Raw genomic sequence first — 18,795 nt, 5'->3', positions numbered from 1 at the left:
GTGGAGGCCTGATCGGCCCCCGCGCCCATCCGTCCCGCCGCATCCCCGACACGACCCAGGGCCGTGGAGGCCTGATCGGCCCCCGCGCCCATCCGTCCCGCCGCATCCCCGACACGACCCAAAGCGGTGGATGTCTGATTGATACCTGCGCCCATCCGGCCCGCCGCATCCCCGACACGACCCAGGGCCGTGGAGGTCTGATCGGCACCTGTCTGCATCCCCCGCACAGCGGTGGTGAAATCGCCTTGTGCGCTCCGCATCCCTTGCGTGAACGCGCTGGCGTTGACCGACAGCGTAAGAACCAGATTAGGCAGAGCGTTGTTGGCCATTCAGCCACTCCAGGGCGTGCAGGTAGATTTCCCAGGGATAATCAAAAACAGTGTCATGCCCGGCCGCAATCAGATGGAAGGCGCCGGACTCGATGCTGCGGATGACGGTTGCGATCGAATCGCCCGCACCAGTTGATCCTTCCAGGCGAAAAAAAGGGGGTTGAACTCCCGGCACGCCTTTCCGATCTCCGCCAGTTCCGACAGGGTGAACAGCCCCAGCTCCGTGGCGGACAAAGTGGTGAACATCTCGATTTCACGGAACGACAACTCTCCCAAAACGTGATCTCCGAAAACGTCCTGACTTTGGCCGTCCTGCTCCCGAAACTGTTTGAGCAGCCCCAGCAACTCATCCACCAAAGGCTCCCGGATGGTGACCTGCCGTTCACCGATGGCGACGGTGTTTTCCCGACGCGCCCGGCTCATCCCGTCACCTCTTCGTGGATTTCCCGGTAATAGGCGCTGCGGCCTGCCCCCTGATCACTCTTCAACACCTCGCCCACCAGATCGAGCTGGGCGAATTTCTTGGTTTTGAGGTCGATTTTCTTGGCCGCCGTGAAACGCACGCGATGAAAGATCACGGCACGCAAACGGTCCCCCTTGGCGGTGTTCATGCCCCGAAAGATCACCGTATATTCGCGGCCCGTCTGGGTCATGGCCTCGACAACATTCTGGGCGCCATAGGAATAAGCCACCAACAACGGACGTCCATCCTCGATGGCGGCGGCGGGGGTCATGACTGGTCCCAACGGATCCACCGTGTAGTCGGTGCCCGCCGTTTTGATGATCGTGCCCAGGTCGCGCCATACCACCGTGCCATCGGTCACGGTGGCGCCGTTGATCGGCCAGACGGGTTCCGACGCTCCGGAGGTGCCGCCGGTGACGCATTTATAATAGTGTCCATTGGTCACGGTGGGTTTCAGGTACGATCCGGCGACATAGGCCGTGACATCCTCCCAGACGCCAGCACCGGAACCGTCTTTGGTCGTGACGACCACGGAGGCCTCTTCCGGCAGCGCGTATTGCAACACCAGACGCCCACCTTTCCAGGCCACCACCTCCTCATTGATCACGGATCCAGCCGCAACCACCGACGCGGCGCCCAGCGTGGCGATGGCCAGATTGGCCGCAGAAATCACGCTCATGGCCAAATTGAGCTTGCAGCTTTTGACGCGGGTCACGGAGTCGGCAACCCCGCCAGCCGCACTGTCGAAGTCCTCCAGGTTTTCGGTTTCGTCGTCGATGGCGATGGTCAGATCCGGCGTATTGCCGACCGCGACAATGGGACCGGATCCGTCAGCCGGTCCGATCTCCACCGGTCCGGCGCCGGTATAATGATGATTCGACAAAGACATGGTGCTATTCTCCCGAAGCAAGAGTGATCCGCGCCCGATAGCGCAGAGCGAAATAAGCGTATCCATCATCAAACAGAGGGGATGGGGAGCGGGAACGGGTCAACGGCTCGATCGTCCCGTCCACCGGTGGACGCCAGCCACGCAACGCGGCGTCGATTTTGGCCAACAGCAATCCGGCTTCCCGGTTGGACGGTTCCTCCCGAACCCCCACATGCACGGCCAGCACGACCAGCCAGTATTGATCCAGCAACCCTTCTCCCTCTTCCAACTCCCCCGGCACCGGATCATCCCCGCCGTAAACCACATAACAGGCGGGCACGATCTGACCCTGGCTCGTCACGCCAGCCAGATCCTTGGCCACGGCCACGCGCCGCAACTCCGGCACCCGTGCCGCAATCCGTTCCGCGAGGTGTGGCTCCAGCGCAAACAGGTCATCCATGGGAAATTCCTCTGACAGGCTTGATGAAACCGTTTTGTCAGAGAATAGAGGGTTGAGCGGGGAAGATTGACCTGATGCGCATCAGTGGGAAGAGGGATCAAATTGTTTTTTCAAGAACGACGAGAATCGTGATATGCTGTTTCCATTCACCACGACTCTTGGAGAAAAACCATGGCCGCCACCATCACATTCGACACATTGAAGTATGTCAAGAGCCTCAAGGCTGCGGGATTTGACGAACGGCAAGCCGAAGCCTTGGCCGAGATACAGATCGAAATCAGCGACAAGACCCGTGGGGAGTTGGTGACGAAAGAGTATCTGGATGCCAGATCTGAAAAGGATCTCTCTCCCATTCGTACCGATCTGGCGGTCATCAAATGGATGTTGGCTCTGATCATCATTGTCACGGTTCTGCCCGCCTTGAAATCGCTGCTGGGTTGAACCGGTCTCAAAACCCCTGCAACGCCTCTCCATCGAACTGCCGGAACCCGGCCACGAACGCCGGGGATCCGATCCCCGCAGCCGCCGGGGGGGGTGGTGCGATCCCGCCCAGAGTGGCCTTGCCCGTGGCCACCGCCTCCAGCCATTTCACGGCCCGGTCATGCCGGTCGCGCACCGTTTCGGAAGGTTTGTCATCCCACAACAAAAACCGGGTGATGTCCCCGCAATACCGGGCCAAAGGAGAGTCCGCGACCACCGCCGCGTCCAGGGGCAGCGCATGCCGTCGGGAAAGATGGGAATCGGCCACCCGCGAGGCGTGGGTGATGGCATCCAGGATCCGGTTTGCGGCGGCGGTGGCCTCCGGGCCATCCGGGTTAAGCATTTGCGCTTCGGTGAGGATCGCGCCATGATCCGGCGACGCGATCGCGGTGATCTCGCGGGCACCGAACCAACAGATCAGATCATTTATCGTGACGTACAAAGATGTGGACATCGTAAACCCCTGTGAAACCCGATTTAGAAACGCGCCTGTCGCGTCTTGGACTTGCGGCAAGCCCTTGGATGTCCCGGCAGGTCAGACGCGCTGAAAATGGCCCTTTTCACACCACCGCCAGCAGATGCCGGGTCAGAATGTCCATGATCCGCCCCGTGCCTTCCGGGGAGAGTCCCAGATAGGGCCGGGGAGGGATGTGGATGGCGTGGGCGCCCATGGTGGCCCACTGGGCGAAGTTGGATTGACTCTTTTTGACGAACCGGTTGCCCACCGTGCCGGTGCGGGCATTTTGTTTGAAATAAAGCGTCTGGCTTCTGGCATGGACCGGGATCGAGCCGCCGAACTGCTGGATGGCCGCATAACGGCGGTTGCTGCCGACACGCGCGAAGTCCGGACCGAAATCGGACGCAACCGATGCGGCCAGCAGTCCGGTCACTTGCAAAATCTTGCCGGGCCATTGGCCTTGTCGCTGTCTGGACTGGATCGTGGAGGGGCGCAAGGAGGGCCACGGAACTCCGGAAACCGGATCCGCCTCCCGCTCGAACGCCTCCTCCACCCCATCCAGCAGCACCCCGGCCACCTCCCGCATGGCCGGTGCGGTACGGGTCGCGGCACCCGCCAGACGGTTCAAGGCCTCCATGACCAGGCGGTCGTCGATTTTGATTTCAATCGGTCCGGACATGCTTTAAACTCCTTTTAAAGTCGGCCTATGTGACACGGTGCCATTCTCCCCGCCGTAACACGTGGCCTTGCCACGGAGTGCCATGCGGGGTTGAATGGGAGGCCCCGCCATTCGCCGACTCATTCCTCGATGGCCTGTCCTCTTTTTGTCTCCCGCCGTTTTTCGCCCTCATCGGCACGTTGAAACGACGTCACATATAGTTCCCGACGATCCCGGGTCGCCTTGATCACCGCCTTGTACAAGCGCCCCTCCGACTTGAAAAACACCAGCCGCTGATCATCTTGTTGAACCACCTCCCCCTCGGTGATGCGGGGCAGGGTCCGGTACTCTTCAGGGGTCAAATCCGGGTGGGATCGGGACTGTTTGTCCAGGGTGTCCGACGACAATTTCACCACCTGCCCATCGGTGCCCAAGACCTTTCTGGCCCGATCATCCAGCACCGTCACGGGAAAATCTCCCTTGACCTCCCCCTTGAAAAACCGGGTAAAGTCCGGTCCGGAGATGGATCCTTCCAGATATTGCCGGGCCACCTCCGACGGATAGCGGTTCAGATCCGGCTGCCAGGCCGCCTGGCCAGGGTTGTAATCCCACCCCGGATCCGGGGTGAACCGCTGTCCAGACGGCAAGCGATACCCATGCACGGGCCGCCGGATTGTCTCTCCGGTCTCCGGATTCGTGCCGATCCGCCGTTCTTCATGGTCGATCCGCCCGGCAGACGATTCCACGGGCGCGCCGGCCAACTGATCCGGTGCCAATGCCCGCACCCGGCAACGACACCCCCAGCCGTTCGGGGGAAAGAATTTCGTCCAGAATGGGTCATCATGGCGAAACACCTTGCCATGCAGCACCCGATGGGCCGGACGGGTGCGGGAATCCATCACCGCCACATACCGCCAATAGGGTCGGGCATCGGCATTGTCTTGCAGTTCTTTCCAGCGTCCAGCCATGTATGCCGTTTGCAGATTGGTCTGATAAATTACCTTCAGCCGCCAAGGATTCCCCAAGCCCACAGACTTGCCATCGTCTTGTTCGCTCCTGCCCCACCAGCCCATCTCTTTGAGACGGGGAGCCAGTTTGCGCATGAACTCCGCCTGAGTGGTCCCGCCCTTGATGGCCTCTTCCACCTCGGCCCGGATCGCCTTCAATACCTCCATGTTGACCACCCTGGCCACCGTGAACGCCTTGGCGTGCGCCTCTTTCCAGGTGTCGTGCCAGTTCCAGGACAACCTCATCCCTTTGGAGACCATGTATTCGACCGCCCGCTCCGGGGGCAGATTGAGGGCGTATCCCAGATCAAGCTGCGCCATGGGCGTTGCTCCGTCCGATCATGTCGGCCAAAAAAAGTCGTCTGGCAAACGCCTCCTCCAGATCATCGGTTGCCAGTTCCGCATAAAGCGCATCCAACCGCCGCAACGCATCCCCGGGATCCGCAGCCTGACCCAGACGGTTCAAAACGGTCTCCATCCACGGCACCATGGCCCGCCGCACACCCTCCATCCCGTCCATGGTCAAGGCGTCGATCACCGCTTGCTCGGCGGATGCGGCCTCCTCTTCCGGATCCAGATCCGCTTCCGCAAACGCCACATCTCTTCCGGTTGTCGCCCCGACCGCACTTGGCACCGGCACCTTTTCCCATTCGCCGCCATAACTCTCCGTCACCTGTTTGAGCGTGGGCCGGTACCCGATCCGGGCCAGCCGTTCTTCCCGGGCCGAACGGGAATCCAGATCTTCCGGTTCCTCGATCACCCGTCGCACCCGTGGCGGGGTGGCCCCTGGAAAATTCCACTCGGTCAACCAGACCACCGGCCCCCCATTGAAGGACTCGGAAATCATATCCGCGTCGGCTTTGACCACATCGTTGCGCACCGCCTTGTGGACATCCCCCTTGTACTGTCCGCCCGCCGCCTCCGTGGTCATGGTCTGCGACAGAATCACCTTGGTGATGGCCCTGTCCATGCGGTCATACAGTTCTGCGTTGTCCACGCGGCCACTCATGGTGGCCTGCAACAGCTCCACCCGCATCCCCTCCGGGATGATCAAACCGGACTGGGATTGAATGGCCTCCAGGGCTTGCAGCAAGGTGCGTTTTTCCGCCTCCCCGGCATGGTGCGGATAGATTCCCATGGCTGTGGGAGCCCCGAATTTATCGATGGTCCGCAACCAGGCGCGCAGTCCTCCGCGCTTGAAAAATACCGGCCAATACAGCCAATGGGCCAAACCACGTCCATACGGCTCGTTGTCGTGGAATGTCCCGGAACGGAAAACCCAGAATTTTTTCTCCGGCAATTTTTCCCCGTCGAAGTTCTCCATGGTGCGCAGCCGCAAACCGTCATCCGCACCGAACGCAAACCGGGCCAAATGGCGCACCCGCAGGTCCGTCAGCACAACCCGATTGTCCTTGAGCCCCCATAGGCACTCGGCCACGGCATATCCAAAAAACACCCCATAAAGCATGCGGTCGGTGATGGTATCCCAGGACAACCGGTCCAATTGCTCCTTGATGAACTTCGCCGCCTCCCTGGATGGCGCATCATCGGCACCCGGATCCACAACCCATGGCTGGGAAATGATGGCCAGCCTGCGCTGCTGGAAGCAGGACGCCACCTGATCATCCCGCAACAGGTCTTCGTACAGTCCGTAATCACCCCCTCCTTTTCCCAGCAGGATGGAATCCTGGGGAGGCATGGCAACAAACGCATCCAGCCAGCCGCGCGTCACATCCCGATCGGCGGTACTTGCGGACAGTTCCTGTTGGAGCGGCGGTTTTTCTCCGGGTTGTTGATCTCGCTTTTTCTTGCTCATGGTACCCTCAGAAACCGGTCATCTGGGTGACGAGTGGCGCAGCGCGCCGGAAAGGGTCCAACTCTGCCTCCGGGCGATAGTGCCCGGTCGCGGTAAACTCGATCACATGTTCCGGGTTGCTGGCCGCATGCGCCGCCAGAAAACCGGCCCAGGTCCGGTCCGCGTGCCCGGATTCGTCCGAGGAGGCCACGAAACGGGGGGCGCCGGTGGGGGAGGTGATTTTCTTGAGTTTGTGCAGATCCTGCCGCAACGCCGGATTTCCGGACGGGATCCGGATACGCCGATCCTCGAAGAGCGCTTTGCCCGCGTTGGCCAGGATCAGCTTGTTCGGACCCGTGAACAGCACCCCCTCCACCCGCAACGACCCGTGCCGCCGTTTGGCCTCTTCCACCGGTTGCTCGCCCATGCCGGTCTGGTCCATGCAAACCCGCACCACCTGATAAGATTCCATCGCCGCATCCAGCAGCTCCGCCTGTCGGGCGAAAGAGGCGCGCTGTGCGGTCACGATTGCGCGGGTCCAATAGATATCCCCCACCAGCTCCATCACCCAGATCACGAACAAGTCGCGTCGCACCCCGATATCCACCCCGACAAAACAAGGACCGCCCCGGTAGTGGGCAGGGTCTCCGGCCAGGGGGTGTTCGGCGGCGTCGATCAGGTCGTAAGACAACCAGGCGGAAGCCTCGTCCAGCCATTCCAACTCGAACTCCTGCCGCCATGCATCCTCGTCTCCCAACGCCGCGCGCAACTCTGGGATGTCGCGCGGCAATCCCTCCCGCACCGCCCGATGGATGTCCACGACATGCCGCGACCAGGCCGGATTGGGCTGGGTGACCAACTGGTAAAAAAGATTTCCTTTGCCATTCGGGGTGGAGACCACCCGCAGCTTGAGATGTGGAGCGCTGATCACCGGAAAGAGCGCCGCCCAGATCTTGCGGGACTCGGCATGAAAAGCAAACTCGTCCAGCAGCACGTTGGCCGAAAATCCACGGGCGGTGTCGGGATTGGCGGGCAGGGCGGTGATGCGGGATCCGCCGGGAAAATGCACCTCCAAAGCGGTATAACGGGCGTCCCCCAACGAAAGCTCGCCTTCGGTAAATTCCGGCTCCTGTTTCACAACGGCTTGATACAGGGCGTAATAGGCTTTGCAGAACGGTTTGATATGCTCCTCCACCGCCTCCTTGGCCTGTCGTTCCCCCCGGGACAAAATCACCCACCGGGTGCGTTGTCCGTGTGATTCCGCCGCGAAACAATCATCCACGATCTCCAGACAACTGGTGAAGGTCTTGCCGGTCTGACGGGCGAACATGCCAACCTTGAAGCGGGATCCGTCCGCCATCCAACGCCGCTGATAAGGATGCAACCGGAGAACGGGAACGGGAGCGGTCATGCCGACACCCCCAGAATCTGCCGCACATCCTCCAGAACCCTGGGATCGAGCCGCGTTCCCTGTTCGCCCCCTTTGGCCAACTCGTCCACCAGCCGCCTTCTGACTGCGATTTCCCGCTCCACCGCGCTCTTGTCCGCCGTGGCCAGATCCCGCAACGCCCTCGCCATCACCCCCACCTCGGAAGGCTTCACCTCCCCTTCGCCACCCATCACCCCCACGGTCTGCAACGCCACGGCGCGCAGCATTTCAACCGTCAGCCGCCCCACATCCCCCTGCGGCTCCGTACCCAGTTTCTCCACCCACACCGCCGCGATCTCCCGGGCCTCCCGGGCCGCAGACATCCGCTCATCCAGGTTTTTCCGGTATCTCCCCAGTGCCGAACGGGAGACGCCCACACGGCCCAACGTGCGCAAATGGGTCATGATTTCATCCAGGGTGTGCCCGCCTTCCCGAATCATGCGACCGATCTCGTCGCGGATCTCTGGAGGCAGACGGGTCAAAGAGGATTGACGCGCCATGGTCACACCAACTCCGGACGTTTGACGCCCGTCACCCGCAGACGATCCTGCGCCACCTCCGCACCCCTCTGGGTCAGGGTGGCCACCACCACCCCGCCGGGAATATCGAGCGTCACCAGCCGGTTACGCTCCAACCAATCCAGCTCTTCGGCCACGCTCTCCGACGAGGTGCGATGGCCCGCCGTATCCAGCACCATGACCAGCACCGGCAGACTGCCGAACCGGCCCGGCGCATCCTCCAGAAATCGCAGGATGCAGCCCCGCCGATCCTCTCTGAGCATTGCGTTGAAATCCATGTCACTCTCCTCTGACGCGACCAAGATGATATTCGATCAACAAGTTGAGCTGGCGGGAATTGGCCTCCATCTGACCCACCAGACGCTCCACCGATCCATGAATCTCGGTCATGCGCTCCGACAATCGCACGAAATCTTCCTGCTCCGGGCGCGAGGCCACCGCGCGCTCGATGTGCGCAATCCGCTCGTCGAACGACCGTTGCGCCTTGTTCAGCTCCTCCCGCACGAAATGACGCAAAGCCCAGACAATCCAGAACGACAACCCGTTCAGGATCGCCAACAGGATGGGCCAGTACTCCAGAAAATTCGGGTGGCTCTCCATGCCTGCCCTCCTTCAGTAGGCAGCGGACAAAATGGTATAGATCTGCCGCTCGGTCAGGTCATACTCCCTGGCCAACTGGCGCACGCCCATTCCTTGATCGTAACGCGCACAGATCTGCTGGTTGCGGATGGCGCGGCGCATGCCCGCCTCCTTGGGAATGGCCAATACCTCGCCCCCGCAATACCCGGAAAGCTGGGTCGTGGCGTCCATGCCAATCAAAGAGGCCAGTCGGTGGTGCGGACGCGGTTTTTTCGGCACGAAGATCCGCGTCCCGCCGACGCTCTCGACCAGCCGGGCCGCCAACTCCCGCCCGATGAGATCGGCCAGTTCGCGCATGCTTCCAGAGAAGAATGACTCCAACCCGGTACTCATCGTCCGTCTCCCCGGTTCTTGGCCTTCCCGATATTGATGGCCAGCAGATCGATCAGTCGATACAGAAGACTCCAGGGGGAATCCGGGGGGGGTGTCGGGGTGGCCGCCGCAATCGCAGAGGCAATGGTGACCACGGTCGGACCGTAGGTGGTCAGAAGATCGGTGGCAGTCATGGCGCAATTCCTTGTGAACGAGAACGGGTGAAAACGTTCTGCCAAGGATAACGACTGCCAATGCCGGGTTTTACCTGATGGGCATCAGTACGTTGGAAGGATCAAAACAAGGAGAGTTGGCGTGGTGTGGCGGTATTTGGCAGGGTGTTCTTGGCGTGGATCGGATCGGGCATCTTCAGGATGGCCCAGATACGCCGTTCGGACAAACGATACTGGCGCGCCAGATCGGCCACCGGTTCACGGGCATCCACCCGGCGCCGGATCTCCTGATCCCGCAGACAGCGCAACGCCCGCTCCGCCCTGGGGATATAAATCCGATCCCCGCCACCCCAGGCCACCAGGGCCTCGGCGGTCTCCCACCCCAGCAGGCGCACCAGATCACCATCCGGCTTGAGGCGGGTGGGCAGGGCGAGGGTCAGGCCGCCGAACCCGGCCACCAGCCGCAGCGCCCCCTCGGCCCCCACCACCCGCACCAACTCCTGGAGCGAATCGGGAATGAAACAGGCTTCCAGGTCCGCCGCTGTGAGCGGTGCGCTCATTCGGCCACCGGGTTGCGGTTGCGCAACCGCCGGATATGGATCTCCAGCGCCTGGATGATCTTGACCAGTTGCAAAATCGTGCAGTGTTCCACCGACAGGCTCACGTTGGGTTGATCCCGGAAAAACATCTCGTGGGCAATACCGTCCGCGTAGGCCAACAAATCCTGGCCCTGGCCAAGCCTGCCCAGTTGCTTCAATTGCTGGATGATCTTGTTGATGTAGCGGGTTTTGTCCATAGCCGGAGCCGGTCGGCACACGGCTTCGACCTTGCGGGGGGGCGTGACCGGTCGCCACCCCCATTGGCCAAACAGGTCGATCAGCGCGGCAGCCTGACGCCCGGTCAAATCCTTCGACGACGCCACCCCGAACCGACCCAACACGGCCCGATAACGGTCATCGTCCATGGCCATGGCTTTTTTGGCGATGTGGATCATGGCCAACTGGGCACGGGTGGGCATGGGTCAACCCTCCCGCGCCAGCTCTTCTTTTCTGGTTTCGTACCAGAAGACATCCTTTTGCACCCGCTGCACCCCCACCACCTCCAACCGTTCGTCCGGCCAGTCACGCATTGCCTCCCGGTTCACCTCGGTCTTGGTACGCAACAATTCGGTGACGCCCAACCCCTTGATCTTCTCCAGCACTGCCGCCCAGGTCAGCTTCGGCACCGGCTTCAGTTCGGAGGATTGGCGATACCCGAACACACCACAGGTCAGCCTGACGGAGCGGGCCGTCCGAAACAGACTCGCCTGATGGGTCTCGGCAAACACGATCAGGGCGCGCTCCAATTCTTTCAGGCGCGTCCGGCGCGGGGTCGCAAAGCCCTCCGCCGACCGTTTGATGGCATCGATGGAGGCGTTCATGTCCGCCTCGATGGCCTCCAGTCCGCGCTGCAACAGGGCGATCTCCCCCAACACCAGATCCGCCTGGGGCAGATCCGCGATCACCAGCACCGGCGCCGGTTTGACACGCGCATTCATGAGACCCTCCGTTTGATCCAATGCAGCCATCCCCTGACCATTCTCCGGATCGCCCCCGCGCGCTGAATCTCGATGGGACCATACAGACCGTTGCGCATGATGATGTCGCCGCGCCGCAAAATTTCCCGCTCCCGATCCGAATAGGGTCGGACCTCCTCAACTTTTTGCTTCATGGACTCCTCCTGTAGCCTGTTCGTTTAATATTCTACGACTTGGATTATTCTTGCAGACACGGCAAGACCGTCGCACCGACGTCGACCCCTGACCTGCCAGGATCTCCTGGCACCGGGTGCGCAGCAGTTGCCCGAAAAATGGACACGCCACCTCGGCTTGCATCAACCGGTCTTCCACCACCTGTTGAATGCGGTGTGTGGCCCCCTGATAAGCCTTTTTCAAAACGCAGTTCACCGCCGACGGGGAATATCCGATCCGCCGGGCTGCCTGCACCTGACTGGAACGGTCACACTCCGCAGCCAACGCCAAAACCCAGGCCGGAGCCGTCGCGCCCCAACTCCGCACGACCAAAGAGGCGTTGTGCCCGCTCATGTCGTCACCTGATGCGCGTCCGATCCCGGCCCGCGCACCGCGTTCACGTTCGGGTCGAAGACGAATTTGGTGCGCATGATCATGGGGGCCAACGGTCCGGTGTCCCCGGAGGGCAGGAAGCGATACCGTCCACTGCCTCCGCGCTCCCGCTTGAGGTATCCCGCCCAGGCCAGCCGGGCCAGATACGTCCTGGCCGCCCCCTCGCTCACCTGAACCGCGTCGGTCGAGGCGTGGACCGCCACCTCAAGGGGTGAAAAGGTTTTCAACATCTTGAGGGTGCGCCACATGTTTTCCTGGCCGCGACCCATCTCGCCAACCGGAGTGCCGTCCGCCCGCAACCGCACGGCCACCAAACCAAACGGGCCAGTACGCCGGTAGACATAAGCACCTATCTCCTTCAAACGCACCGGAAACCGTTTCAGGTATCCAGCCCGTTCCAGGGCGCGCATGTACCGCTCCACCGTGGTGCGGTTCGAGTTGGTAAAGGAACAGACATCACCCACGGTCAACCCGGCGTGATCCGGCAGTTTCCGGAAAATTTCCCACACCCCCTGATATCCGCGCGGAATTTGTACCCGCAATTGCGCCTCGACAGGCGCCGGTTTGAGACTCATGCCGCAGTCCTCCTTCTGGTCTTGCCGGTGAAATAGGACCGCTCGCCCCACGCCTCCAGATCCATCACCATGGCGCCGACTTCGCTGGCTGCGTCCGCCGCCAGATACAGATTGCTGATGATCCGGGGCAACAACCGTCCGGATCGGGTCAGGATCTCTTGCAACAGGTCATCACCGATCATGGTATCCGGACACAACATGTCCGCCATGTGCCGGGCGTCGCTCATGTCGGCGAACATCGCCTCCTGCCAGACCGCCACCCGGTTGTGGATCGACTCGTGTCGTTCCACGATCTGTGGCAAATCCTCCTCGCCGATCAACACGATGGAAGCCCCACCCACGTCGTGCAACGTGCGGATGACATCCTGAAAATGGCTGAAAGTCTGTTCCTTGGCCCGATAATGACGCACGAAGATGTAATGGGCGTCGTCCAAAAACAGCACCGGGTCGTCCAGGTCTCCCAGGGTCGCGGTCAACTGGTCCGCCAACTCCGGAATGCTCCCCTTGGCGTTCGGTTTTCCCACCGCGTGCAGCATTTTCTGGTAAAAATACTTGCGGGTGAAATCCGGGGTGATCTGGAGAAAAAACGCCCGGTGGACATTGGCCGCCAACGTCGCCGACACCGTCTTGCCCATGCCGGAAAATCCGTGAAAAATCCCGATCCCCGGCACGTTGGGCGGACGGTTGACCAACCGTTCCACCAGATCCATCATCAGGCCCGTATTACGCAACGGTGCCGTGGTGCGTTTGACACTGCCATGAGTGTGTGCCATCAGTGACTCCTGTTGTTTTGTTGTCTTCCGGTCCTGCCGTGAACAGACCTCTTTCATGACCTGTTCGCCGTGCGGTAAAAAGCCTCCAGGCGTTGCCGGGATTTGTATTCGTTGCTCCCCTGATACCGCCTCAATTGCTGCGCCTCCGCCTCGGTCAACGTCTCACCGCTCGCCAGCCGCGCTTCCAGAACCAGGGCATTGGCGTAACGAATCCCGGCCTCGTCCCGCTCCGGAGTGGCGGCCTGTTTCAACCGTTCACCGATCTGCACCAGTTTCCCCAGTTGCCGTTCGGTCAAAGGCTTGTCTGCGGTTGGTTGGCCGTTCTTGGCGTTCATCGCCTCGATGGCCGCTGAAATGTTTTCTGTGGTGTGGGTCTGCACCGGGGTTGGGAAAGAGACCAGACTCCCGTTGCGGCGGGCGGCGTCCGCCACGATTTCATCGCTCATGGTCCGGAGGTTGATCTGTTTTTTCGCCTCTTTCACCTCGACCATGGCATCGTCCAGCAATTTCTTCTGCTGCGACTTGACCTTGGCCGCCACCTCGGCCCGCGACACCCCGACCCGCTCCGGATTGATGGCCACGCAAACGAACTCCCAGGGCTCCCCCTGGTACACATAGATCCGCCCCAAATCATCCGGATCCAGCCGCACCTGGACCTCCTGTCCCACCAGCAACCCCAACGATCCATGGGTATAGTGGATGTTGTTGACCCGGATCCCCTTGCCCGTGACCGTCCGCACGCCATCGCCATCCGGAGGCGGGGCCAGCAGATGTTCCAGCACCCCTTCGCCCTCGATGCGGGCAATCGGGCCACGGTAGCTGTTGCGCACCTCGAACGGGGTCTTGTTGCCCAACCCCTCATGCGGCTCGAAAACCCATTTCTTCTCGATCCACTCTGTGACCCTGGCTTGCAAGGCCTCGCGGGTCAACTCGACGCAAAAAATCTTCTCGTCCGGTTGCCCCAGTCGGGCCAAGAACGTCTTGCGCGCCTCGATTTGCTTGCGATCGGTGACGCTATGCCCGATGTATCCGGGTTGCATCTCCATGAAACCATGCTGAATGGTCCCGATCATCCGTTCCACGGCGGCTTTTTGTTGCGGCTGTCCGGCGTCGCACAGGCTGTGCTGAATCCCGATCCGCCGCACCACATCCATGAACTGACGGGAAGTGAAATCCGATCCGTTATCCGTCTTCAGCTCGACAGGCACCCCCCAATCCAGAATGCAATCCCGCAACAACAACAGGGCCGCTTCGGTTCTCGGGGTCTTGGTGATGCGTACCTTGCTCCAGCGGGAGTGGACATCCACCATCACATACAGGGAATAACGTCCGTCCAGACACAAACAATCCGCAGGGGAGGCATCAAACTCCCACAACTGGTTGCGCCGCACGATCCCGTCATACATCCGCCCCGCCGTCACCCGAAACGCCCCCCGGAACCGGTCCGGGTTGGTCGCAAAGGCAAACAACGTCTTGTTTTCGGATTTGAATCTTTGAATGAATCGTTGAAACTCCCGTTGCGAAGGCAAAGACCGCGACTCTTTCTTGCCGGTGCGCGGGTTCATCATCTCCACCTGCTCCCCCAACCGCGCCCGCGCCAACTCCCACGCCATTTTGCCCCCGACATGCGGCACCGTGGTGATCAACCCGATCACCAACGTGCGCAACGGCTCGCACCCGCTCCAGACATCCGCCCCGCGTCGCGGGCCATAATGACCCGCCAAAGCCACAATGCCCGCCTCGCGCTTTTCCTTGCGCCAGCGGCGCAGGGTGGCGAGGCTGACGTCGCGCACCGTGGCGCGGATTTCATCCGGGATCTCCAGGCGTCCGGCACGGGCGTTGTACAACCGCACAAACAACCCTTCCGCCTCCACCTGACCCATTCCGGACGCCTCCCGGAACGCCTCCAGGGCATCCAGAATGGTCAATCTGGCGTCCAGCCGCCGCGCCTCTCTTGTGTTCATGGGCGTCACCGCCATGGAAAGATCCACCTCCGGCACCGCACCAGTCACCTCCACCGTTCCATCAATGCGTCGGTCCCTCGGCAATAACAGGCGGTGATACTCATACCCGCCACCCGCACCAGCCCGACGGCGCCAGTATCGGTTTTCCCATTCCGGGCGGCGCCATTTTTGTTCTTGTATTCTGAATTCAGCCGCTCGCCGTGTCATTCCCAGAAAGTCCGCGATTTCAACCACAGAATGCCAAACAATTGACTCTTTGTCGTCAATCATGACGGCCTCTTTTTGACAGGACGTGCAATTTCACCAATGCCGACCAAATAATCGATGAACATCTGTTGAGAGGTCGGTCTGGTCTTGATCCAGATATTTTTGATCCGCTCAAAATCGTCATCGACTTTTTTGACCGTTGTTTCGGGATTCTGATTGTGCTTTATCCTGCTGATGGCTTGATTAACGGATAATGAATCTCCTTTCACGTCTCCCAATTCCATGTATTTCAAGATATTCATCTGGTCTTTCGAGTCCAGTCTGGACAAGGCCGTCAGTTCCGCTTGATTCTTGGATATCCACGTTCCGGCAAGCAGTTCGCGCACCCGTGGGTCAAGCCTGTCATGCAAACTGACCGCCCTCTCAACAGTTCGCCGATTCAAACCTGTTGATTTTGCTGTTGAAAGACAAAACGACATTTTGTCGTTTTGTCTTTCAAGCCGTGCGTTTGTGGCTGCAACCCCGTGCTTCGTCTCCGGATACAACGCCTCATAAACCTTCTTCCGCTCGGCCAGAAACGCAGCCCGATCCAACGGGCTCAACTCATGACGATAAAGGTTTTCATCGATCTCCATCAAGCGGGCTTGCAATTCGTCGCATTCGACCACCTGACATGGCACCACCGACATTTCCAACCGCCGGCACGCCTCCAACCGATGCGCCCCGGCCACCAACACAAATTGCCCATCCCCCACCGCACGCACCTGCAACGGCTGTTGCAACCCGTTCACACGGATCGACGCGGCCAGATTCTCCACCCAAGCCGCATCGACCACACGCAGGCGGTTTTGCAGGAGGATGGCGTCAATCGGGATTTCCTGGATTTCCATCGTCGCCCTATTTACAAGGTGTTGCAGAAAAAACAGGGAAGATCGGATTGGTCATAATTTTATTCGCACCCCCGGCTGCTCATCAGGCCAGGGCCACCACGCCCTGACGACCACCCCAGGTGGGGTGGTTTCGCGCTTCATCATTGCTCAAGGTCATATCCCTGCCGGCTCGATATGGTCACTGTGGGGGGGGGCAGTCATCCGGCACCGTCGGTGTCAGGTTTGCGCACTGCATGAGAGGAGACGATTCCTCATCCGGAACTGCCAGCACCAATTTTGCGCGATCGTTTATGATCACGACTGTAAGCCTACCAGCCTGTTCCGCCTGTTTGATGACCATGTTGGCCGACCGGAGATTATCATCAATAACGTCAAGATCCACCTTCAGTTGGCAGAGAAGTTTGCGCGAGACCTTTTTCTCCTTTTTCAGGGTGCGGATCGATTTTCGGACCTCGCGGATATGGATCAAAGTTTTGTTTCGTTCCTCTTCCTGTTCATCGATCTCACCGATCGCACAGAAAAGTTTTTCCAACATCTCCTGCGGCAAAGGAGTCGCCGTTTGATCCTGACCCACACTTTGAGTTTCCATAATGATTTCAATCTCCTTCTGTCATTTTTTTTGGTTGGTATGTGTTTTGCTTTCATGCTACCCTACTTCACGTCCGAAGGTGTGCGTCTTGCTGGACGGGAAACCGGCCCATCCGGGTAACGATCAGGCCAAATATCCCAAGGCTTCATCTCCAGGGCTTCAGCAACGATCCATTCCCCTTGCCGCCAGCGCTTTTCCTGGTTGACCTTCTTGAGGGAGTCGGGTGCAAAGCCGTGATGCGCGCTCAAACGCCGCAGAGACCACCCGCGCCGCTCCAGGGCGGCTTTGATGTCGATACGGTCCATGGAATTCACCGGGGCTTGGGGTTGATGGGGTCCATGGGGGGAAAGAATAAGTCCTCCTTTGAGAACACTCAAGGAAAAAGTTCACATATGGAAACATTTTTTGATCGACTTCAAGAGGAACGTAAGAGGCTTGGACTAAACCAAGCCGAGTTTGCTGCGCTGGGAGGTGTAGGACGTACCGCACAAATCAATTACGAAGCGGGCGAACGGCACCCAACATCACAGTATCTCATAGCAATCGCTGCCGCAGGCGCTGACGTTAATTACATACTAACCGGGGTGCGATCTGAGAGTTGCAACCCACAAACGGTTGCTGAAGAGATGGCGGGAGTGCTGTACGTGATTGAAAGTGTTTTAAAGCGGGAAAAAAAGGAAATCCTGCCAAAACCAAAAGCAGAGATTGTTTACACAGCGTTTCTTGACAGCACGCCTGAAGAGCGGCGAATGATGCTTAAAGCACTTGAGGATGGACAATATATGCTTCCACTTTCTGTGGCGAGACTCTTTAAATTTACAACCGATTAAATCTGTCAACAGTCAGAAATAACTAAATAATTTTATGTGTTGAAAGTTCTGACGATGATGGGATTATTACCAACCATCAGCCAAGGGAATCAGCACATGTTGAACAGAATCGCCCCCAATCAGGCATCCAGCCAACTACGTGACGAACAAAGCCGTCTCAGCACACGCATCACCGCCATAACCGCCGCCGTCATTTTTCTGGCCGCAACCGCTGCGGCATGGCATTACCACCAGTCCCAACCAATCAACGACCAGCAACTTACCACTCTGTCCAGCCTTGTGGCCAAAGCTGCGGAGAAATCTGGTTCGTCACGGCAAAAGATCTGGAGCAACATGCACAAGAGGTTTGAAATTCGCCGCGCCAGCCAACTCAGGCGTGGTGATTTTGATGATGCCTTGGAATACCTGACCGAAGCCAGCAAGCAGTGACCCCCGTACCCGCCCGGCACCGTCCGGGCGGGCCTTATTTTCAACAGCATTTGAAGACTCATTCCAGGCACGTTTGAGACGATCAATTACATAAATCTTTTCCATGTTTTGTACGGTAATCGATACCAAAAATGCACCATTAAATTTATATTTAACATATAGTTATGCAACATGGAAATAATAACAATTAATAAGTGTATTTTCTTCCAAGTTGCGGCCTCGTCAGCCATCCAAAGAAATCTTCCCAGCCCGCTCCTCCCACCCCCAAAAAACCAAGCATTCATGCGCCCTTGAGGCCAATCCCACGCAACAAAAAAGGGGCCAAAGCCCCCGGATAAAATTCTCATTTTGCTTGTCGCCATCAGCCGCCAAGCCCTACTCCCGCGACAAAGCCCGTCACCCCCAAATCCACCCCCAACCCCGCGCCATCCCTCAATATCCCCCCAAATCCCGCATCATCCCGGATTTCTCATTCATTTCGTCGCGTCACAAGACGACGATGACGACGGGGCTGAAAGAGCCTACTACGCCGCCAAGGAACAACTTTTCCAGGCATTCCTTGCCGAATACGACCGGCAGATGGCGGCGTGCGAACACTGACCACCATACGCCGCCCTGGCAACGGGGCAGCAGGAACGAAAAGGGAGAACAAGCCATGAAACCATATGGAGTCCGCCGGAAGGATCACGGATGCTGCCCTGGCCACGACAAATTTTCGCCCGACACCTACAACAGCAGCCGCAGCAAAAAGGCGCACGCCAAAGCCACCAGAATCGCCGATGCCATCGGTCGCGCCCTGGTCGAAATGCACTCCGATGAAGTCAGCAA

Annotated in this window: 29 protein-coding genes and 1 other RNA gene; 4 read left to right on the top strand and 26 right to left on the bottom strand. The window is 59.5% G+C overall.

The window, feature by feature from the left end:
- The 4 genes from HQL98_15605 to HQL98_15590 all read right to left on the bottom strand — a co-directional run.
- A partial coding sequence (locus HQL98_15605) for a hypothetical protein (protein MBF0273474.1) occupies positions 1-329 on the bottom strand: 329 nt, incomplete at its 3' end.
- A gap of 69 nt (positions 330-398) precedes the next feature.
- Complete coding sequence (locus HQL98_15600; GenBank protein MBF0273473.1) at positions 399-752, bottom strand: hypothetical protein; 354 nt, start codon at positions 750-752, stop codon at positions 399-401.
- Positions 749-1,681 carry a hypothetical protein gene (locus HQL98_15595; GenBank protein MBF0273472.1) on the bottom strand — a complete coding sequence of 311 codons (933 nt, stop codon included), beginning with the start codon at positions 1,679-1,681 and terminating at the stop codon, positions 749-751. The genes HQL98_15600 and HQL98_15595 overlap by 4 nt, the downstream gene beginning before the upstream one ends.
- A gap of 4 nt (positions 1,682-1,685) precedes the next feature.
- On the bottom strand, positions 1,686-2,120 hold the full coding sequence (locus tag HQL98_15590; GenBank protein MBF0273471.1) for a hypothetical protein: 435 nt from the start codon (positions 2,118-2,120) through the stop codon (positions 1,686-1,688).
- Positions 2,121-2,291: 171 nt separating this feature from the next.
- Here HQL98_15590 and HQL98_15585 point away from each other — a divergent pair, with 171 nt between their 5' ends.
- Positions 2,292-2,561, top strand: a complete 270-nt coding sequence (locus tag HQL98_15585) for a DUF1640 domain-containing protein (protein ID MBF0273470.1) — start codon at positions 2,292-2,294, stop codon at positions 2,559-2,561.
- Positions 2,562-2,568: 7 nt separating this feature from the next.
- On the opposite strand, the gene HQL98_15580 is transcribed toward HQL98_15585, so the two are convergent.
- The 22 genes from HQL98_15580 to HQL98_15475 form a co-directional block, all read right to left on the bottom strand.
- The gene (locus tag HQL98_15580; protein ID MBF0273469.1) at positions 2,569-3,054 is read right to left on the bottom strand and encodes a DUF1320 domain-containing protein; all 486 of its coding nucleotides are present in this window, start codon (positions 3,052-3,054) and stop codon (positions 2,569-2,571) included.
- Between the two features lie 106 nt (positions 3,055-3,160).
- The gene (locus HQL98_15575; protein MBF0273468.1) at positions 3,161-3,736 is read right to left on the bottom strand and encodes a phage virion morphogenesis protein; all 576 of its coding nucleotides are present in this window, start codon (positions 3,734-3,736) and stop codon (positions 3,161-3,163) included.
- A 119-nt stretch (positions 3,737-3,855) separates the two neighbouring features.
- Positions 3,856-5,043 carry a minor capsid protein gene (locus tag HQL98_15570; GenBank protein ID MBF0273467.1) on the bottom strand — a complete coding sequence of 396 codons (1,188 nt, stop codon included), beginning with the start codon at positions 5,041-5,043 and terminating at the stop codon, positions 3,856-3,858.
- Positions 5,030-6,538, bottom strand: coding sequence for a DUF935 family protein (locus HQL98_15565; protein ID MBF0273466.1), 1,509 nt, complete (start codon positions 6,536-6,538; stop codon positions 5,030-5,032). Before HQL98_15565 ends, HQL98_15570 begins: the two co-directional genes overlap by 14 nt.
- Before the next feature lie 7 nt (positions 6,539-6,545).
- Positions 6,546-7,928, bottom strand: coding sequence for a terminase (locus HQL98_15560; GenBank protein ID MBF0273465.1), 1,383 nt, complete (start codon positions 7,926-7,928; stop codon positions 6,546-6,548).
- Positions 7,925-8,446, bottom strand: coding sequence for a DUF3486 family protein (locus HQL98_15555; protein MBF0273464.1), 522 nt, complete (start codon positions 8,444-8,446; stop codon positions 7,925-7,927). The genes HQL98_15560 and HQL98_15555 overlap by 4 nt, the downstream gene beginning before the upstream one ends.
- Before the next feature lie 2 nt (positions 8,447-8,448).
- Positions 8,449-8,742 (bottom strand): ArsR family transcriptional regulator, encoded by a 294-nt coding sequence (locus HQL98_15550; protein MBF0273463.1) that lies wholly within the window; start codon positions 8,740-8,742, stop codon positions 8,449-8,451.
- 1 nt (position 8,743) lies between these two features.
- Complete coding sequence (locus HQL98_15545; GenBank protein ID MBF0273462.1) at positions 8,744-9,064, bottom strand: DUF2730 family protein; 321 nt, start codon at positions 9,062-9,064, stop codon at positions 8,744-8,746.
- Between the two features lie 12 nt (positions 9,065-9,076).
- On the bottom strand, positions 9,077-9,436 hold the full coding sequence (locus tag HQL98_15540) for a hypothetical protein (GenBank protein ID MBF0273461.1): 360 nt from the start codon (positions 9,434-9,436) through the stop codon (positions 9,077-9,079).
- Positions 9,433-9,609 carry a hypothetical protein gene (locus HQL98_15535; GenBank protein MBF0273460.1) on the bottom strand — a complete coding sequence of 59 codons (177 nt, stop codon included), beginning with the start codon at positions 9,607-9,609 and terminating at the stop codon, positions 9,433-9,435. Before HQL98_15535 ends, HQL98_15540 begins: the two co-directional genes overlap by 4 nt.
- Positions 9,610-9,710: 101 nt before the next feature.
- Positions 9,711-10,148, bottom strand: coding sequence for a hypothetical protein (locus HQL98_15530; protein ID MBF0273459.1), 438 nt, complete (start codon positions 10,146-10,148; stop codon positions 9,711-9,713).
- Positions 10,145-10,606 (bottom strand): regulatory protein GemA, encoded by a 462-nt coding sequence (locus HQL98_15525; GenBank protein MBF0273458.1) that lies wholly within the window; start codon positions 10,604-10,606, stop codon positions 10,145-10,147. Before HQL98_15525 ends, HQL98_15530 begins: the two co-directional genes overlap by 4 nt.
- Positions 10,607-10,609: 3 nt before the next feature.
- Positions 10,610-11,125 carry a host-nuclease inhibitor Gam family protein gene (locus tag HQL98_15520; protein MBF0273457.1) on the bottom strand — a complete coding sequence of 172 codons (516 nt, stop codon included), beginning with the start codon at positions 11,123-11,125 and terminating at the stop codon, positions 10,610-10,612.
- Positions 11,122-11,298, bottom strand: coding sequence for a hypothetical protein (locus HQL98_15515; GenBank protein MBF0273456.1), 177 nt, complete (start codon positions 11,296-11,298; stop codon positions 11,122-11,124). Before HQL98_15515 ends, HQL98_15520 begins: the two co-directional genes overlap by 4 nt.
- Positions 11,282-11,671: a hypothetical protein gene (locus HQL98_15510; protein ID MBF0273455.1), complete on the bottom strand. Its 390-nt coding sequence runs from the start codon at positions 11,669-11,671 to the stop codon at positions 11,282-11,284. Before HQL98_15510 ends, HQL98_15515 begins: the two co-directional genes overlap by 17 nt.
- Positions 11,668-12,285, bottom strand: coding sequence for a hypothetical protein (locus HQL98_15505; GenBank protein MBF0273454.1), 618 nt, complete (start codon positions 12,283-12,285; stop codon positions 11,668-11,670). Before HQL98_15505 ends, HQL98_15510 begins: the two co-directional genes overlap by 4 nt.
- The gene (locus HQL98_15500; GenBank protein MBF0273453.1) at positions 12,282-13,058 is read right to left on the bottom strand and encodes an ATP-binding protein; all 777 of its coding nucleotides are present in this window, start codon (positions 13,056-13,058) and stop codon (positions 12,282-12,284) included. Before HQL98_15500 ends, HQL98_15505 begins: the two co-directional genes overlap by 4 nt.
- A gap of 53 nt (positions 13,059-13,111) precedes the next feature.
- Positions 13,112-15,070: a transposase gene (locus tag HQL98_15495; GenBank protein ID MBF0273452.1), complete on the bottom strand. Its 1,959-nt coding sequence runs from the start codon at positions 15,068-15,070 to the stop codon at positions 13,112-13,114.
- 218 nt (positions 15,071-15,288) lie between these two features.
- Positions 15,289-16,119 carry a ParB N-terminal domain-containing protein gene (locus tag HQL98_15490; GenBank protein ID MBF0273451.1) on the bottom strand — a complete coding sequence of 277 codons (831 nt, stop codon included), beginning with the start codon at positions 16,117-16,119 and terminating at the stop codon, positions 15,289-15,291.
- Positions 16,120-16,188: 69 nt separating this feature from the next.
- Positions 16,189-16,255: hammerhead ribozyme type II (locus HQL98_15485), an RNA gene on the bottom strand.
- A 42-nt stretch (positions 16,256-16,297) separates the two neighbouring features.
- Positions 16,298-16,708, bottom strand: a complete 411-nt coding sequence (locus HQL98_15480) for a hypothetical protein (GenBank protein ID MBF0273450.1) — start codon at positions 16,706-16,708, stop codon at positions 16,298-16,300.
- A 62-nt stretch (positions 16,709-16,770) separates the two neighbouring features.
- Positions 16,771-17,013 carry a helix-turn-helix domain-containing protein gene (locus tag HQL98_15475; GenBank protein MBF0273449.1) on the bottom strand — a complete coding sequence of 81 codons (243 nt, stop codon included), beginning with the start codon at positions 17,011-17,013 and terminating at the stop codon, positions 16,771-16,773.
- Positions 17,014-17,100: 87 nt separating this feature from the next.
- Between HQL98_15475 and HQL98_15470 the strand changes: the two genes are divergently transcribed.
- From HQL98_15470 to HQL98_15460, 3 genes are all read left to right on the top strand, one after another.
- Entirely contained in the window at positions 17,101-17,538 is a 438-nt protein-coding gene (locus tag HQL98_15470) for a helix-turn-helix transcriptional regulator (protein MBF0273448.1), read from the top strand.
- A gap of 96 nt (positions 17,539-17,634) precedes the next feature.
- On the top strand, positions 17,635-17,967 hold the full coding sequence (locus HQL98_15465; protein ID MBF0273447.1) for a hypothetical protein: 333 nt from the start codon (positions 17,635-17,637) through the stop codon (positions 17,965-17,967).
- A 655-nt stretch (positions 17,968-18,622) separates the two neighbouring features.
- Positions 18,623-18,795: hypothetical protein (locus HQL98_15460; protein ID MBF0273446.1), on the top strand; the 173-nt coding region annotated here is incomplete at its 3' end.

This window comes from Magnetococcales bacterium (genome assembly GCA_015231755.1).
Lineage (GTDB): Bacteria > Pseudomonadota > Magnetococcia > Magnetococcales > Magnetaquicoccaceae > Magnetaquiglobus.
The sequence above is the reverse complement of the archived record's forward strand: the minus strand, read 5'-3'. Positions and strand labels throughout refer to the sequence as shown.